Source organism: Hahella sp. NS-SX17, from assembly GCF_057367735.1.
Map to the genome: position 1 here is coordinate 3560065 of NZ_CM170632.1, position 15860 is coordinate 3575924.

A 15860-nucleotide genomic window follows, 5' to 3' on the forward strand; every position below is an offset into this window, starting at 1 on the left:
CTGAGCTGGCGCGCCTCGCGGGAGACAGGGCCTGGCCTGTGCAGGCCCTGTGGTTACAGACAAACAAGCTATGTGTTTGCCGGATTATTAACCCCTTTGCGTAGCGTCCGCCTCCCCGGGAGGACGCTTGCTCAACAGCCAGAGCCGAAAGCGGGCGCCCTGGCCTTTAATGCTCTCTACTTCGATGCGGCCGCCATGGCGTTCAATGATGCTGTGAGAGATAGCCAGCCCCAGCCCAGTGCCTTTGCCGACCGGCTTGGTGGTGAAGAAAGGATCGAATATCCGTTTGCGGGTTTCTTCTGGAATGCCTGCGCCGTTGTCCTGCACTTCCACCCACACGCCTTGCTCCCAGAAGCCGGTGCGCAGCCATATCCTGCCTGACTCCTCAATGGCCTGGGCGGCGTTGACCAGCAGATTCAGCAGAACCTGATTCAACTGGCCGGGCAGGCACTCGATTTCACCCACGCGGCCGTATTCCTTGATGACTTCCGCTTTGTATTTGATTTCATTCCAGGCGATGGCCAGTGCGCTCTCCAATTGGTCTTCGATGGGGGACATACGCCACTCTTCGCCTTCACCGGCGCGGGTGAAGTCGCGCAGGTCCTGTACGATCTTGCGCACCCGTTCAAGGCCATTGCGGGTTTCAGCGATGACGTCGGGGATGTCCTGGCGCAGGTAGTCCAGCTCAAGGTCGTCGATCACCGTATTGAAATCACTCCACTGCGTCGCTTCCGTGCTATTCCTTTGCACGGTTTCCGCCGCCCGGATGATGCTCATTAGATCGTTGACATAGTTTTCCAGCGAGCCCAGATTGGAGCTGACGAAGCCTATGGGATTATTGATCTCATGGGCGACGCCCGCCGCCAGCTGTCCGATGGACGCCAGCTTTTCACTTTGCATCAGCTGCAGATGGGTGCGCTCCAGCTCCTGCGTGCGGGCGGACACTTTTTCTTCCAGCGTGGCGTTGGCTTCCGCCAATTGATTGTGCAGCCGCATATTGTGCAGGCTGACGGCGGCCTTGGCGCAAAATACCTCCAGCAGGTTGCGAGGCAGACCGTCGGGGGTGTGGCCGTCCAGATAGGCGGTCAGTCCAGGTTCGTCGTAGCGGCCGATATAAAGCGCCGTTTCGCTGTCGGTGAACTGACTCTCGCGGCTATGGAAGGCTTTCATTATCGTCTCCTGGGCGGAGGCGTCCACCGTCGCCTGAGACTCGACCGCGTTCGAGTCGTTCCCCTGTGAGTCGCACAAGACGGCGAATGCCTGTCCCGATCCGGCTTCCTGCGGCGCCAGAGTCAGCATGACGCCAGCGCCTTCGAAGCGGGTGATGCGCAGTAGCTGCGACAGGACGTCTTCCGCGAAATCTGGCAGTGAAGTTCCCGGGCGCAGGTAATCCGGCGCTTCGATAATCTGACGCAGGCCGTGATGGTGCGTTTCCAGGGCGCGAAGGCTCTCGTAGGAGCGCAAGGCGCTGATCACTGAGGTGTACAGCTTCTGCGCGTCAAGCTCGGTCTTGTTTTTATAATCATTGATATCGTATTGGAGAATGACTTCCCGTTCCGGCGCCTGGCCGGGTTGCCCAGTGCGCAGAATGATGCGGACATTGCGGTCGCCCAGTTCTTCCCGGATGTAGCGGGTCAACTCAAGGCCGGCGTCGTCGCTTTCCATGACGACATCCAGCAGGATGACGGCGACGTCTTCGCTTTCCTGTAAAACCTGACGGGCCTCTTCAGCACTGTAGGCGCTGACCAGATGCAGTCTGCGGTTGTGAAACGTGACGTTGCGCAGCGCCAGACGAGTGATGGAGTGTAAGTCTTCATCGTCGTCGACGATCAGGATGGGCCAACAGGGCGGTGGTTCAGGGTGGGAGCCGCCGGCGTCGTCAGAGTGATTGGAGCGCAGTTTTAATTTTGTCATTCAGTATTTTGTCAGGCTGTAAAGTCACCTTCGTCTCGACGCTTGCCGCCGCCATCCCTGGGGAATTCAATGGCGAAGGCGACGCCGCTTCCGGCGTCGGTATCGGCTATTCTTACTTTGCCGTTCAACACGTTGGTCACCAGATTGTGAAGAATATGCAGACCCAGGCCGCTACCTCCTTCATTACGTTTGCTGGTGAAAAACGGTTCAAAGACCTTGTCTCGCATGGACTCGGGAATCCCCACGCCGTTGTCGCAGACCAATAGCTCAACCTGATCGTCCACCACGTCAAAACGAATATCCACGACGCCCGCGCCTCCGGCGAAACCATGAGTGAGCGAGTTCAATATAAGGTTAGTCAAAATCTGGGACAACGCGCCAGGATGGCTGTAAATCTCCAGTTCTCTGGGGCCATTGATGCTGACGCTGGAGGAGGCCTTCTTCAGCGCTGGCGACAGGCTGGTGACAATTTCATGCAGGTATTGAGAAAGATTGAAGCGCCGTTCTTCGCCGGCGGACTGGTCGACGGCGACTTGCTTGAAAGACTGAATCAGATTGGCGGCGCGATCCGCATTGGAGGCGATCAGTTGTGAGGAGTTGCGGGCGGCGTCAATGTAATCATTCAGTTCCTCTTCCGATAATGCCTCGTCGGCGTAGGCTTTTTGCAAACGGTCGGTTTCTTCAGCGAGCAGGGTGGAGGCGGTGACGATAACGCCGATGGGCGTGTTGATTTCATGGGCGACCCCTGCGACCAGACGGCCGAGGGCCGCCATCTTTTCCCTTTGCATCAGTTGATGCTGCGTCTCCTCAAGCCTGCGATTGGCCGTCATAAGCTCTTCATTGGAGCGCTGTAGCTCCTGGTTGATCCGGGAAAGCTGGGCCTGGCTGGGTATGGCGAGGGCGGCGGGAATCAGTTTCACCAGCAGGACGGCGGTGATCACGGAAGCGATCGCCGTCACGGCTTTGACAATGCCGATCAACCAGTACGCGGGCATCCAGGTGACCCAGATATTCATGGCGTGGGTGGCTCCGCAGGCCAGAATAAAAATGCCGAAAGACAGGAACATCCAATTGAAGGGCACATCCTGACGTTTACGGATGAAGTAGAGCAACGTCACTGGAATGGTCATGTACGCCAGCGCGATCAACGCGTCGGAGCTGATGTTCAGCCAGAGTATGCCGGGTTTCCACAGGTAGCAGTGCCCATGCGGCATGTACCCTTTGCCGGTGAAAAAGTCGATGATGGATTCCATGTCCGCATCCTTTCTTCCCTTAACCTGTTAAACAACCTATAGCACGCTCCCGCGCTATCGCAAGATAACGGAGTATCTGCTTGGCGTTGCAGAAAGGGTATTTCGGTTGATCTGGGTCAAGGCTGACCCGGGCGGCGTCCTGTCACCCCTAATCACTTGATCCAAATCATAATTATTCGCCAGCAAAGGCATAGACTCCCGCCCCGTCATCGATTCTTAATTTTGCAGTTGAATGTGAAGAGTAGGGGTAAGTTATGCATAAGCTAAGTAAATCTATGTTGGCTCTGGGACTGCTGACCTGCGCGGGCTCCGCGATGGCGCATCAGCCGGGAGAGATGGTGCTGCGCGTCGGCGCCGCGATGGTGGACCCCCAGGATGACAGCTCAACCTTGCGCGTGAATGGGACTTCCGTGGACGGCACAAGTGTGTCAGTGGACAGCGATACACAGCTGGGCCTGACCTTCACCTATATGCTGCGCGAGCATATCGGCCTGGAAGTGCTGGCGGCGACGCCGTTTTCCCATGATGTGACCGCCCATGGTCTGGGAGACGACCTGAAAACGGCGGAGGTCAGCCATTTACCTCCGACTGTGAGCGTACAGTACTATCCAATGGAAGCCGGCTCCGCCTTCCAGCCTTATGTGGGCGTAGGCGTGAACTACACCTTGTTCTTTGACGAAGAGCTGACATCGGATTTCAAAGGCGCCATGGGCGACGGCGAGATCAAGCTGGACAATTCCTTTGGCGCGGCGTTCCAGTTGGGCGTTGATTATCAATTGACGGATAACCTGGTGATCAATGCGGCGGTCTGGAAAATCGACATCGACACCACCGCCACCATCGATCTGGATTCCGGCGCGCAGATCAAAACCGACGTGGACATCGATCCGCTGGTGTACATGGTGGGCGTTGGCTACAAATTCTAACTCCAGCGTCTTGTAAACAGCTCCGCAGCCAAGTGTGCGGAGCCAACCGCCAATGCGTTTTCCGGACTGCCTTCAGGGACTAAAGCAGGCCTGTTTCACCACGCTTCATTCCCGCATGCGACCCTGTCTTGCGCATGCGTCTTTTTTGTTTTCTCCACGGGATCTGTAAGGTCCAGACGCGACATCCTGGCTCCATGTCGGCGGGGCGTCGCCGTTCGTCCTCTCAGCACTGATCTATACTTACAGCCCAAACCTCACATATGTCGATCGGGCGCAATTGATCTGGGGGCTGGCATGCGCATTTCTTTATGAGCGCCAGATTCTGGCGACGGTGCGGGATTTCATCAACGCGCAACTGCCGGCGCTGCATGAGGATGCGGAATGGCGGACTTTGTTGAATAAATACGGCTTGAAGCCATAAGACTGCAAAAAAGTGACGTTGATCAGAAGCGGACTCCAAGGATGAACATGCAATGTGGAGAATAATCGGACTGACGTTGTTGATTAGCTTGTTGATGCATGCGCCGAGCCGCGCAGAAACCGTCGTGCAGGTATGGACCTACTACACTTCGCCGCCCTATGGCCTGCATAGCGATGGCTATGATCTGACCAGCATCCTGTGCGCTGAACTCACCAGAAATAGCGGCGGCAAGTGGCGCTTTGAACCCCAAAGCCTGCCAAGGAAGCGCATTGACAGTTATCTGGAGCGCGGCGATAAGGCGGTGGTGGCCTGGGTGAATCCGTCCTGGTTCGGCGATGGCGACGAGACGCGCTATGACTGGACTCGCGGCGTAGTCATGGGGCGTAACGACATTGTCTCTCTCAAACTGCGTCCAGTTGAGTACACAGGGCCAGAGTCCCTGATCGGTAAAAGTTTCGGCGGCGTGTTGGGCCATCGTTATGTCGGCATCGATGAGCTGGTGGCGGACGGGCGTATTCAGCGGGAGGACGCCTCATCTTTCTCCAGCAACTTTGGGAAGCTGCTGTTGCGCCGAATTGAGGTCACCATGATTCCCCGCGAGGAACTGTTTTACCTGATGGCGAATGAGCAGGTGGGCGCTCAACTTTACGTCTCCAGGCAACCCCATCAGGAATATCAGCGCAAGATGCTGGTGACCCGGAATTTAAAGGGGGTGAGGGACTATATGGAATCTCAGTGGGAAAAGCTCAACGATCACCCGGATTGGCGTCACCTGCTGCAGCGTTACGGGCTGAACCAGTAAGCCGGTTAGCGCCTGAGTCAGAGGGCGCCTCGTTTTCCGCGGCGGACTCGCTGGCCTGATTCTGCATGTTCAACAGGTTGCGCACGGTCATTCGGAGCTTGGCGTTATCCGCCACAGCTTTGATCAGCGTGGCCTGGACTTTGTCGGACACCTGTGGCGAAGGGGGGTAGGAGGAAAAAATAATCACGGGCGTTTCTTCCGGATTGATCTCATTCAGCAGGCTGGAGCCGGAGCCGTCCGGCAACTCCAGGTCCAGAATCGCCAGATCGTACTGCTTCTCCTGCAGCATGCGCCGGGCTTGCTCCAACGAGCCGGCCTGATGAATGTCCGCGATTTCTTCCAGTACGGAACGGGCGACTTGCACCAGATCCGCGTTATCCTCCACATGCAGGATGCAGGGCCGATTTTGCTTCAACAACACCTGATGAATAATGGTTCGAAACTGGCTTAGCTTCGGATGGGAGCGGCTCAACCAGGCCAGAGGGATGTGCCCGTCCTCTTCCAGTCTGGAATCCGCTTCCGGGTTGTAATTTTCCTCCGCAATCGCCACCAGCGGCAGCTGGGCGGCGTTGGGAACACGGCGCAGGGTTCTTAAAAAAGTGAAACCGCCGTCGTCAGCCATCCTGCTGTCGACCACCAACAGGCAATACTGTTTTTCCGCCAGGGACAGTAAGGCGCCTGTTGCGTCAGATGCGATATCGCAGCATAGCCCTTCAGAACGCACAGTCTTTGCTAACAGGTCAGCCAAGTCTTTTTCTTTTTCGCAAATCAATGCGCAAGGGTGGAGCGACGCCTTGTGTTGCTTTGGCGACTTTCGAACCGGGAGATCAAAGTAGAACTCTGTGCCCTTATTGGCTTTGGACAAGAAGCCGATTTCGCCGCCGTGGTGTTCTACGATGGCTTTGGCGATGCTGAGCCCGAGCCCGGTCCCTCCTTGTTCGCGGGTATCTGAGCTGTCCGCTTGCGAGAAGCGCTCAAAGATGCGGGTGCGGAACTCTTCAGGTATGCCTTTGCCGTGATCCTTGACATGAACGCGCAGTCTGAGGAGACGGCCACATCCACATGCCCGCCCCGCGGTGAGTATTTCACCGCATTGGAAATCAGGTTGGACATGACCTGGTGGATGCGTCGTTCATCGACATACACACAGGCGCTGGGCGGAGGGTTGGAAAAGCGAAGCTCCACCTGATATTTGCCGGCGAACTCTTTGTTATCTTCCAGACTGCGTTGCACCAGCATCGACAGGTCGAGGTCCTCCAGCTCAAATTTAAGCGAGCCGGATTCCAGTTTTTCGATTTCCAGAATATCGTTGATCAACAGAGTCAGCCGGTCGCAGTTGCGGTAGGCCACTTTCAGCATTTTGCTCACAACGTCCGGCAACTCGCCGCTGTGTTTGCCGAGCACCAGGCCCAAAGCCCCGCCGATAGCAGTCAGGGGGGTGCGCAATTCATGGCTGATGGTGGCGATGAACTCATCTTTTTGCCGCTCCAGCTTTTTCCGTTCACTGATGTCGCGTACGACGCCGGTGAACATGCGGCGTCCATCCACCGTCATCTCGCTGACTGCAAGATCCATAGGAAAGGTGGAGCCGTCGCTGCGGCGACCGGTTACTTCGCGGCCAATGCCGATTACCTTGGCCTCTCCGGTGTGCACGAACTTGGCGATATAACCGTCGTGTTCGCTGTGGTAAGGCTCTGGCATCAGGATGTTCACATTGACGCCGATCACGTCGCTGGCGGCGTAGCCGAAAATACGCTCCGCGGCGGGGTTGAAGGTCTCGATCAGACCGGCGCCGTCAATCGTGATAATACCGTCGACGACGGTGTCCACAATGGCGCGGACGCGGGCTTCCCGGTCCTGCAGGGCGAGTTCGGAGGCTTTGCGCTCACTGATGTCGCGCACCACGCCGGTGAACATGCGGCGTCCTTCCACCTGCATTTCCGTCACCGCCAGGTCAAGGGGGAACAGGCTGCCGTCCTTGCGTAGACCCAGCACCTCACGGCCCACGCCGATGACTTGCGCATTGCCGGTTTGCAGGTAGTTGGCGAGATAATCGTCGTGATGTTCGCGGAAAGGAGAGGGCATCAGCATATGCACGTTGCAGCCGACCACTTCCTCTTCGAGGTAGCCGAAAATACGCTCTGCGGCGGGGTTGAAGGTCTCAATAACGCCGTGGCTGTCGATGGTGATGATGCCATCCGCCACCGCTTCTACGATGGCTTGCACCCGGCTGTCGAGTTTCGACTTGAAGCCGTTCCCCCCAGACTTTTGGTGGGATGTCCTGCTCACTTTGGCTCCCTTAAATGAACGCCAAGCCGTCCGTTTTTACATTGGTCAGGCAGACAAATAGCTTCCTTCTATATTGCTGCAACAACAGGGCCTGCACAGGTCAGGCCCTGTCTTCCGCGGCGCGCTGCCGCCTTCATGCATGTGATTATTACCATGCCGATATCATTGCTATGCTAATAAATATAGGCGGGGGCCGGGCGATTACAAACTCAGAGGGCGGTAATCGCGGAGAAGAAGAGCCAGCGGAACAGCATCCCCGCCATCTCCGGTTAAACCATCGCCATCACTTCTTCCACAGGGCGACGCACTTTTTGCGGCCAGTTGCCTTCAGCGGGGTAGCCCGCCGTCACCAGCATGACCGGCACTTCCCGCTCCGACAGCCCAAACTCCTGCGCCAGCGCCTGCGGGTCGAAACCACTCATGGCGCCGGTGGACAACCCCAGGCCTTGCGCGGCGAACATCAGTGTCATGGCGGCGAGAGACGCGGAGCGGAAGGCTTCGTCCCGTTGCAGCATGGGGTTGTTGTCATGAGAAGAACTGGCCTGCGCAACCCAGCCGTCACTCAAAGCCTGGGGCAGGAAGCCTGCGGCGACGGATGGCTGTAACGCGTCAGCGAGACCTTCATGCGCAGCCAGTGTGCCGCAGATGATAAAGGTCACCGGCGCGTCCACCACTTGTTTTTGTCCATAAGAAACCGCCTGCAAACGGACCTTCGCTTCGGGCGAACGCACCGCGATGAACTTCCAGTTCTGAAAGTTGTAAGCGGAGGGCGCGCGGGTGGCCAGTCTCACCAACTCGGTGATCTGCTCTTCAGACAGGGATTTCTCTGTGTCATAACGGCCAGTGGATACGCGGTTTTCGATAAGGTCTTTTACGGTCTCGTACATATCAGGTTCCTTGATTTACGGCTAGGCAATGCATTTATCTTCAATTCAAGATAAAATCAGTTTTGCACAGATAAATCTTGATATCAAGATAAAATAAAGGGAGCCTCTGATGACTGAAAAACGCCCGCCCGACGCCGTAGATAAAATTCTGGAACAATGGAACGCAGAACGCCCCGACCTGGACGTCACCCCCATGGGCGCCATCGGCCGCCTGAAACGCTGCGCCGCCCTCATGCAACGCAGACTGGACGCCACCTTCAGTCAATTCGACATGACCGGCTGGGAATTCGACGTCCTCGCCACCCTGCGACGCTCCGGCAAACCCTACTGCCTGGCCCCCACAGCCCTGTTCTCAACCCTCATGATCACCTCCGGCGCCATGACCCACCGCCTGCAACGCCTGGAAGCCAGCGGCCTCATCGAACGCACCGCCAACAAAGAAGACGCCCGCAGCAAACTCGTCCAACTCACTCCCAAAGGCCTCGAACTCATCGACCGCGCCGTCGACGCCCACGTACAAAACGAACACAACATCCTGCAACCCCTGAACCCGGAAGAACGCCAACAACTGGATGAATGCATGGCGAGGCTACTAAGATTATTGGAGGGGGAAGGGTAGTGGAGCGCTTGCCGTTCGACTGTATGAGAACTGTATAAGAAAGGAAAACCTGAGCTCACAGAATGACTATCTGAAAGGCTAGCAAAGACCCATATGACTAAAAAACTACTATTCCCTGACCTTGAACGCTCTCCAGCCATCACCGGCACGGATAATTGCACCTGTTATGGGATGATCTGGGAGACGGGAAAACCCATCAACCCCAATAATCATGATCTTTCTCGCCTGGAATTTATCTGTGAAAGGCGACACAAGGGAAAACTCACGGACTTCGCCGTCTCCGACGCCGGATGCCCGATTATGTCAAAAACATTGAAAGACTTTCTGGACAACCTGGGCGTGGACAATATCGATTACTACCCCGCCACAGTACTGAAAAAAGCCGGCGCAGAACCCAACCACGATTACTTCGCCTGCAATATCATAGGAATGGCCAACTGCATCGACTTCGAAAAAAGCGAACTTGAGATCGAAATGGAAGACGGAGAAGTCGTGTTCATCAACGACGTCGACACCCTGGTACTAAACTCAGAGACCTACGGCGCCATTTACAGGCTTTACTACTACGAACGAGTGATTGTCCTGGAAGACCCTCTAGCCGCCGCACTGGCGTCCAGTGGATTTACCGGAATGAAAATAATAACCCCTGAAAACTGGGACGGCTTTGCGGGGGAAAAGTGATTTGCGACCATCAAAACCAGTGTCCTTCACTGCTGCCACAGACCACACCACATGATCACTCACAACACCAACACCAACACCAACACCCGCTATACCACGTCCCCCGTTCGCACAACACAACACCCGCTATACTATGTCCCCCGTTCGCCCTGAGCCTGTCGAAGGGCCTCCCAGAGCGCCAAGGTAAAACCCAGTGCGCTAAAGCTAAGCGAAGCAGGACCAAACATTGGAAATAAAACAAGCCATCGCCAAACTCAAACAATGGGACCAAGCCGCAGGCAACGTCGCAGTTGCAATCATCCGACTACTCCTCCTGGGTTACGGCTTCTTCATTCTGGCCAGAAGTGCGTCAAGGGCGTTTGATCGCCTTAGCTTCCTGGAACCCTATGCGGAAACCATCGCCTTGTATTTCATTGAATACATTCTGCTGGTGTACTGGTTTTTTCCAATACTCACCGCACTATGCCTGACATACCTATTCAGAAAAACTTCATTCAAAGGCGTGGCCCTCGTATATTTGATTGCAATAACAATGTTCATCATCACCGCATAGCCACCGAAGCCTACTCAGCTAGACGACCAACCCAACACCGCCAAAAAGAACCACCCCAATAAACCATCTCCACCCCCGTTCGCCCTGAGCCTGTCGAAGGGCTTTCCAGGGCGTATGAGCAAGAAGCGCTTGAGCCGCACTGTCGCTGCATGAAGCAGACTTTGGAGGCTGTGCTATCTTTTTGCATACAACTAAACATGTTATCGAAGTTTATGGCGATGTAGCGCTGACGAGGGGCGGAAGCATGTTCAAACTATTTGATTTATTACAATTGCTTAGTCCCACATTGTCGCCAGCCGATTGCAAGTTACACATGGCCGTGTGGAATGGAGTAGAGCATCCCCTTGATGTCTTTCTTGCGGGAGATTTTGAGGATTGGCAGCGATGGCAAACGAAACGTAATTTTGAGCGCCGGTTTGTAGTCTCTCTTATTAACATTCATGGCACGGACAACTGGCTTTTTAGCGGTCTATACGAACAAACAGGGGTTGAGTTCAAGAAAGAAAACAACTGTTTCTATTATGAATTAGCGCAAGTGCGAGACTGTGCTGAGCTCTCCGGCCGCTTGGTGATTAAATTTAGCCGAAATTTTCGGGCGACATATTTGTTGGCTGAACGGTGGAGTGAAGATCTCTTGGTATCGGAACTCAAATCAGAGCGACTCACCTTATCGGAGTTTCCAGGTTTTAAATCAGTGAATTTGTCTAAGCGGGAATTAGATTGTGTTATTCGTCAGAACATCCCATCTTGGAAAGGCGCGCTCTCCTCAGTCTCAGGGGTTTATGTGATATCAGACACGATGTCGGGGAAACTCTATGTTGGTAGTGCATATGGAGAAGGCGGCATATGGAGCCGCTGGTCGCAGTACTCGTCTTCGGGGCATGGCAACAACGTAGAACTCCGAGCGCTATTGAACAACCTTGGCGCCAAAAGTGCTGAAGCCTTCCGTTTTTCAATTCTTGAAGTGGCGGATGTGCACGCCAATAAAAATGAAGTTATTACGCGCGAAACTCATTGGAAGGAAGTCTTGCTGTCCCGCACACATGGCTACAACTCGAATTAGTCAGAAGGTTAGGGCGTTAGAGTCAACTGAGAGCGAAAAAGTAGAGTGGCTTAACGACGTTTCCTAGAAATAGGGATTTCTTCTCCACCCGTTCGCCCTGAGCCTGTCGAAGGGCCTTCCAGAGAGTAAGACTGGAAACGCTGGCCGCTGGCTGAGGAAATATGAGTGGGACTGCTATAATTTGTATTCAGTAGAAAGAAAAAAGTTGGTTCTTGTCAGTGGCGAGTTTTGAATACTTAAGAAAATTCGTGTAAATGTGTTCCTAATTTATATGGCGATAGAAAATATAGTATTGATTTGCCAGCTTCGAAAATAATTTTTGTGCCTTTTTAGTATGAGAAAATTTATGAAAGTCAACTGAAAATGAATTTCCCAACTTGTCAGCTAAGGTTAATGATATTGCCAAATTGTAACGCGGTACGAATAATTTATGATTATATCCGATAATGTTTTACGTTTTTTGCTTTTCAAATATTTTAATATAATAAATATTAATGGGGTAGACGTAAAAATACATGCTAGCTTGGTGATGGCGGTATTGTTGCTTCCCCTTTCTTTGTTTTTTGAGAATGCTGAGTACACAATTGCAATTTTCTTTTTTTATCTGTCGTTGATTATTTTTCACGAAATAGGTCATGCCGTCGTGGCTAAGTTTTTGGGATTGAATGTATTGGAGTTGCGTATTGGTATTATACATGGTTCCTGCACATGTAATGGATTTAATTCAGAGAATGATAGAAGAAGATATTTTCTGGCGTGGGGAGGAGTTTTATTTCAGTTCATATTATTTGTTGTGTCATCGATATTAATAGCTGTAGGGCTTAACAAAGCTAATTGGCTATTGTTCGCATTCTGTTGGTTTATGGTTACCGTTAATGTAAAAATTATAATCTTAAACTTACTCCCTGTTTGGAGGTTTGATGGGGTTCTTGCTTGGAAGGTGTTTAACAAGCCTGGCAAAAAAAGAAAAAAGAAAAATCCGTTTAAGGTGGTTAAATAGTATCTAGCAGCAGACCACAACAACCACCTTTAGGCGATCTCCTACAGCTCTGCCGCCATCATAATCCACCTCGGTATGCCACATATGCCATTGCTTGCTGTATTTTCCACTATGGCATCAGCCCTTAACAAAAACAAAATCCACCCAACCCGGCTCAACGACTTGCTCCTTCCCAAAACTCACCACCGTCTCAACAAATTCAAGCTCCAGGTTGTGCAAGAAAGGGAGGAGGTCGGTTTCATCTTTTTCCAAAGCAGGACTATCGCGGGTGTCGTTCAGATAGTAAGGATTTGTCCAGACGCCTTGTTTTTTCTCCCGTCTCTAAATAGTTGTCTAGAATCACTGAAACGCCACTATTTTAGCCGGAATAGCTTTGAAATTATAAGGTTATACCTATCTAATGATTCGTCGACACAGTGACGAGAGTGAACAAAAGCGTGCAAAACGACCTAAACAACCCCGAATACCGAGAACGCATTCTAAACGACATTACTCCAGAAGAAGCGAAGCATCACCACCCACTGCTAAGGGAAATCTTCGCATTGGAAATGGTTTATCGCAGGGACGATGCAGAGTTGGAGTTCTTTGAAAACCTCTATCACTGCGCTTTCTTGCTCTTCCACGTCGGCGATGCCAGCGATGTGGAGATGATGTGGGAGGCGAAGCATATCAATATGGACACGGGGTGTGGTTTTGATATTGAAAACCTGTTCGGCGCCGGTTATCAGGCGACATTGGGCTATCTGGAAGAGACGGGAAATCTGGCGCTGAAGGCGGAGTTATCCCAATACGAAGAAAGCGCAGGCGAAGAAGCGTTGCAAAGCTGGGTGGCATTCAGAAAGAAATACCTATATGGTGATTAGAGCGTTGCTATATCGCTGATTTATTTCGTTATTCGAAGACGCACGAAAAATCCGGCGTACACCGAACTGAGGGAGAGTTATGGCAATAGTATTGATGACAGTGATCGGTTTGATGGTGGCCGCGAGTCTGTGGCTGGCGGTAATAGCCATTGTGGCGGTGAAAAACGATGACACCCTGGAACGGGGCCAAAAGGCGCTACAGTTTTTTATCATATTCATGATCCCACTTTTCGGCTCCTTGATGGCGCTCTATCTGGTAAACCAGTACTCGCCTGAAGCCATACCGCACCGACTGATTCCATGGCCGTTCAAAAGCTTCTTGAACAGCGCCCGTAATGCGCGTAACCCCAATCGCGATGATAATAACGAACAGGGATTCGACTTGGCCATTAGTTCGCGTCAGGATGGCGGTATGTTCGATATGGGGTCTGATGGCGGCGGTGGAGGAGGGGGCGACTAGGTTCCGATAACCGCCTGGCGTCCCTTCTCATCACCCCAAAATACGCCAATACGCAGTCAGTTTCTTCCTGTAGCAAAAGCCAACCAAACATAACAACTTTCCGGGCTTGCAGCCCTTGCCAATTCCTCTTTCTAGCCTAGTTTTAAACAGGGTGGTAATACTGGCTGAGGGAGGTTTTATGCGTTTGTATAGCTACAAAATGACCCACGATTCAGGTTTTGCGCCCAATCCATTTGGCAGGACGCTGACATTGGCGACCTGCAAACCCTATATACGAATGAACGATAACGTTGAGAAGGGAACGTGGATTGCTGGCTTTTCATCCGTTGCTTTAAATCGCGATGCAGTAGGTTGCGAGCGACTGGTTTATTTGATGGAAGTGTCGGAGAGGCTATCCATCGGGGACTATTATAAAGACTCTCGCTTCCAGAATAAGATTCCAGATATGTCGGCTAAGAGCGCGATGCAGCGAGCTGGGGATAATATTTACGAATTACTGCCGTCAGGCGACCCAAAAGATTACACACACTATCGGCAGGTAAAGAATCCTAGCCACTGGGATATAAAGCAGGATAAGCCTCATATGGGGTGTCAGAAGGAAGATATCTCTGGTGAGAATGTGTTGATTGCGGAGACGTTTTATTACTTCGGTTGCGAGCCGCTGGTGATCCCAGACCACCTTCGGCCTTCTGTCCCCAAAGGTTCGTCAGTCTATGGAAACCTAACGGAAGGTCAAAAAGCAGGCGACTTTATTGACTTTATTAAGAAGCACAAAAAAGGTCTCATTCATCTCCCCCACACATTCGACGCCGATGAAAAAACATGCAACAGCTGCGCTCCCAAACCTGTGCAAAAAGCGCCTAAAAAGAGTTGCTCACCCCCTAATCAAAATCCCTCTCCCCGGGCAGCCACTCAATCACGTTGAAGCGTTGGGCGATCTCCCGATATTCCGGTTGCTGGCGGAATTGTCGGTAGGCGTTGGCGAATTCGTAGGCGAGTTTAGAGCCGCTTTGGCGGCTGAATCCGATGAACATGGGTTCGGAGGGGAATAGGGCGCCTTGCAGCGGTTGTACGACGTCTTCCAGGTTTTCGATGGCGGTTTTACTGCGCAGCATGGCGTTGGAGCCGCCCAGTATGGCGTCGTAGCGGTCATTGACCAGCATAAGGAAGAGCTGCGCCATGGTGACGGTGCGTTGTTGCAGCGGGTAATTGTTGCGGATTAACGCCATCGCCTCGTCATTGATGTGATACCCGGTGGGCACGGCGACGCGCCAGCGGGTGACGAAATTTTCCAGCGGCGGATCGTAGAGAATTTCATTGGCGCGGGATTTTTTGATGTAGATAGTGCTCTGTGAAATGTGCAGAAGATTGTCGGGCAGATAAAGCGCGAACTTCTCGCGCTCAATGGACTTCGCCATGTAGGTCACGGCGTTCACTTCACCGCTTTCCAGCATCTTGATGACGCGGGTCCAGGGCAGACGCACGAATTCGACTTTCCATCCCAGACTGGCCGTCACCTGCTTGACGACCTCCGTATGAAAGCCGGTCAGCTCCCCGGATTCCGCCACATATTCAAAGGGCTTGTTGTTGGCGTCCTCCATGCCGATGATCAAGGTCTGCGCGAGCACCCCCTGCGAAAACAGCGCAAACCAGAGCCACAGACCATAACGCATTGATTCTCCTCCCGACCATTAGTGTCAGTATAGTTACGATCCCATGGATGCTCGATTAATCCGCAGGTTTTTGTTAAAAGAGCCGCTTTTCAATTGCGATAAACTAAGAGGCCGCCATGAGCGATTCCCTATGGAGAAAATGTGAAGACGAAATGCCGCCGGACCTGGAGGTGGTGATCGCTGTTTATCAAGGGTGGTGGCCGGGAAGGGGTAACGGCGGCATCACCGATTTGTACGCCTACGACGGTGAATGGTTCAACATGCCCGAAGGCGTTCGCATCACTCGCTGGATGCCCATCCCCGACTATTGGTGACGGAGTCGTCCTACCTGAATTCGCAGAGCTTATGATGTCGCCATACGCCATAAGTTTTGAAAACGGACGCCTTTGTGCTGGTTTAATCCTGTTCACCCAACCGGCCTAGCTCAAAAATCCCTGCGACATTTTGCCGCATCCA

Annotated in this window: 19 protein-coding genes; 12 read left to right on the top strand and 7 right to left on the bottom strand. The window is 53.0% G+C overall.

Annotation, left to right across the window (positions count from 1 at the left end; all coding sequences use genetic code 11):
- Positions 1-87: 87 nt before the first annotated feature.
- Complete coding sequence (locus AC2IBB_RS15860) at positions 88-1914, bottom strand: DUF3369 domain-containing protein (RefSeq protein WP_486333805.1); 1827 nt, start codon at positions 1912-1914, stop codon at positions 88-90.
- Between the two features lie 11 nt (positions 1915-1925).
- Positions 1926-3167, bottom strand: a complete 1242-nt coding sequence (locus AC2IBB_RS15865) for a sensor histidine kinase (protein ID WP_486333806.1) — start codon at positions 3165-3167, stop codon at positions 1926-1928.
- A gap of 254 nt (positions 3168-3421) precedes the next feature.
- Here AC2IBB_RS15865 and AC2IBB_RS15870 point away from each other — a divergent pair, with 254 nt between their 5' ends.
- The 3 genes from AC2IBB_RS15870 (at position 3422) to AC2IBB_RS15880 (ending at position 5316) form a co-directional block, all read left to right on the top strand.
- Positions 3422-4093, top strand: a complete 672-nt coding sequence (locus AC2IBB_RS15870) for an OmpW/AlkL family protein (RefSeq protein ID WP_486333807.1) — start codon at positions 3422-3424, stop codon at positions 4091-4093.
- Positions 4094-4370: 277 nt separating this feature from the next.
- Positions 4371-4514 carry a hypothetical protein gene (locus AC2IBB_RS15875; RefSeq protein WP_486333808.1) on the top strand — a complete coding sequence of 48 codons (144 nt, stop codon included), beginning with the start codon at positions 4371-4373 and terminating at the stop codon, positions 4512-4514.
- Between the two features lie 52 nt (positions 4515-4566).
- A complete protein-coding gene (locus AC2IBB_RS15880) occupies positions 4567-5316 on the top strand; it encodes an amino acid ABC transporter substrate-binding protein (protein WP_486333809.1) in 750 nt (249 codons plus the stop codon).
- Here the strand turns inward: AC2IBB_RS15880 and AC2IBB_RS15885 are convergent.
- The 3 genes from AC2IBB_RS15885 to AC2IBB_RS15895 form a co-directional block, all read right to left on the bottom strand.
- Positions 5261-6322 (bottom strand): response regulator, encoded by a 1062-nt coding sequence (locus AC2IBB_RS15885; protein ID WP_486333966.1) that lies wholly within the window; start codon positions 6320-6322, stop codon positions 5261-5263. The genes AC2IBB_RS15880 and AC2IBB_RS15885 overlap by 56 nt on opposite strands.
- Positions 6208-7605, bottom strand: coding sequence for a PAS domain S-box protein (locus tag AC2IBB_RS15890; protein WP_486333810.1), 1398 nt, complete (start codon positions 7603-7605; stop codon positions 6208-6210). The genes AC2IBB_RS15885 and AC2IBB_RS15890 overlap by 115 nt, the downstream gene beginning before the upstream one ends.
- 269 nt (positions 7606-7874) lie before the next feature.
- Entirely contained in the window at positions 7875-8492 is a 618-nt protein-coding gene (locus tag AC2IBB_RS15895) for a nitroreductase family protein (RefSeq protein WP_486333811.1), read from the bottom strand.
- Positions 8493-8601: 109 nt separating this feature from the next.
- On the opposite strand from AC2IBB_RS15895, the gene AC2IBB_RS15900 reads away from it, so the two are divergent.
- The 5 genes from AC2IBB_RS15900 to AC2IBB_RS15920 all read left to right on the top strand — a co-directional run bounded on the left by AC2IBB_RS15900 (position 8602) and on the right by AC2IBB_RS15920 (position 12408).
- Positions 8602-9111, top strand: a complete 510-nt coding sequence (locus tag AC2IBB_RS15900) for a MarR family winged helix-turn-helix transcriptional regulator (RefSeq protein ID WP_486333812.1) — start codon at positions 8602-8604, stop codon at positions 9109-9111.
- Between the two features lie 93 nt (positions 9112-9204).
- On the top strand, positions 9205-9792 hold the full coding sequence (locus AC2IBB_RS15905) for an imm11 family protein (RefSeq protein WP_486333813.1): 588 nt from the start codon (positions 9205-9207) through the stop codon (positions 9790-9792).
- Between the two features lie 226 nt (positions 9793-10018).
- On the top strand, positions 10019-10345 hold the full coding sequence (locus AC2IBB_RS15910) for a hypothetical protein (protein WP_486333814.1): 327 nt from the start codon (positions 10019-10021) through the stop codon (positions 10343-10345).
- Positions 10346-10589: 244 nt separating this feature from the next.
- Positions 10590-11408, top strand: a complete 819-nt coding sequence (locus AC2IBB_RS15915; protein ID WP_486333815.1) for a GIY-YIG nuclease family protein — start codon at positions 10590-10592, stop codon at positions 11406-11408.
- 430 nt (positions 11409-11838) lie between these two features.
- On the top strand, positions 11839-12408 hold the full coding sequence (locus tag AC2IBB_RS15920; protein WP_486333816.1) for a hypothetical protein: 570 nt from the start codon (positions 11839-11841) through the stop codon (positions 12406-12408).
- A 117-nt stretch (positions 12409-12525) separates the two neighbouring features.
- Here AC2IBB_RS15920 and AC2IBB_RS15925 read toward each other — a convergent pair whose 3' ends face one another.
- Positions 12526-12660, bottom strand: coding sequence for a hypothetical protein (locus tag AC2IBB_RS15925; RefSeq protein WP_486333817.1), 135 nt, complete (start codon positions 12658-12660; stop codon positions 12526-12528).
- A gap of 185 nt (positions 12661-12845) precedes the next feature.
- On the opposite strand from AC2IBB_RS15925, the gene AC2IBB_RS15930 reads away from it, so the two are divergent.
- From AC2IBB_RS15930 to AC2IBB_RS15940, 3 genes are all read left to right on the top strand, one after another.
- Positions 12846-13271, top strand: a complete 426-nt coding sequence (locus tag AC2IBB_RS15930; protein WP_486333818.1) for a hypothetical protein — start codon at positions 12846-12848, stop codon at positions 13269-13271.
- Positions 13272-13350: 79 nt separating this feature from the next.
- Positions 13351-13731, top strand: a complete 381-nt coding sequence (locus AC2IBB_RS15935) for a hypothetical protein (RefSeq protein ID WP_486333819.1) — start codon at positions 13351-13353, stop codon at positions 13729-13731.
- A 178-nt stretch (positions 13732-13909) separates the two neighbouring features.
- The gene (locus AC2IBB_RS15940) at positions 13910-14656 is read left to right on the top strand and encodes an Nmad2 family putative nucleotide modification protein (protein WP_486333820.1); all 747 of its coding nucleotides are present in this window, start codon (positions 13910-13912) and stop codon (positions 14654-14656) included.
- On the opposite strand, the gene AC2IBB_RS15945 is transcribed toward AC2IBB_RS15940, so the two are convergent.
- Positions 14613-15404: a substrate-binding periplasmic protein gene (locus AC2IBB_RS15945; RefSeq protein WP_486333821.1), complete on the bottom strand. Its 792-nt coding sequence runs from the start codon at positions 15402-15404 to the stop codon at positions 14613-14615. The genes AC2IBB_RS15940 and AC2IBB_RS15945 overlap by 44 nt on opposite strands.
- A gap of 116 nt (positions 15405-15520) precedes the next feature.
- On the opposite strand from AC2IBB_RS15945, the gene AC2IBB_RS15950 reads away from it, so the two are divergent.
- Positions 15521-15718 carry a DUF551 domain-containing protein gene (locus AC2IBB_RS15950; protein ID WP_486333822.1) on the top strand — a complete coding sequence of 66 codons (198 nt, stop codon included), beginning with the start codon at positions 15521-15523 and terminating at the stop codon, positions 15716-15718.
- Positions 15719-15860: the final 142 nt, after the last annotated feature.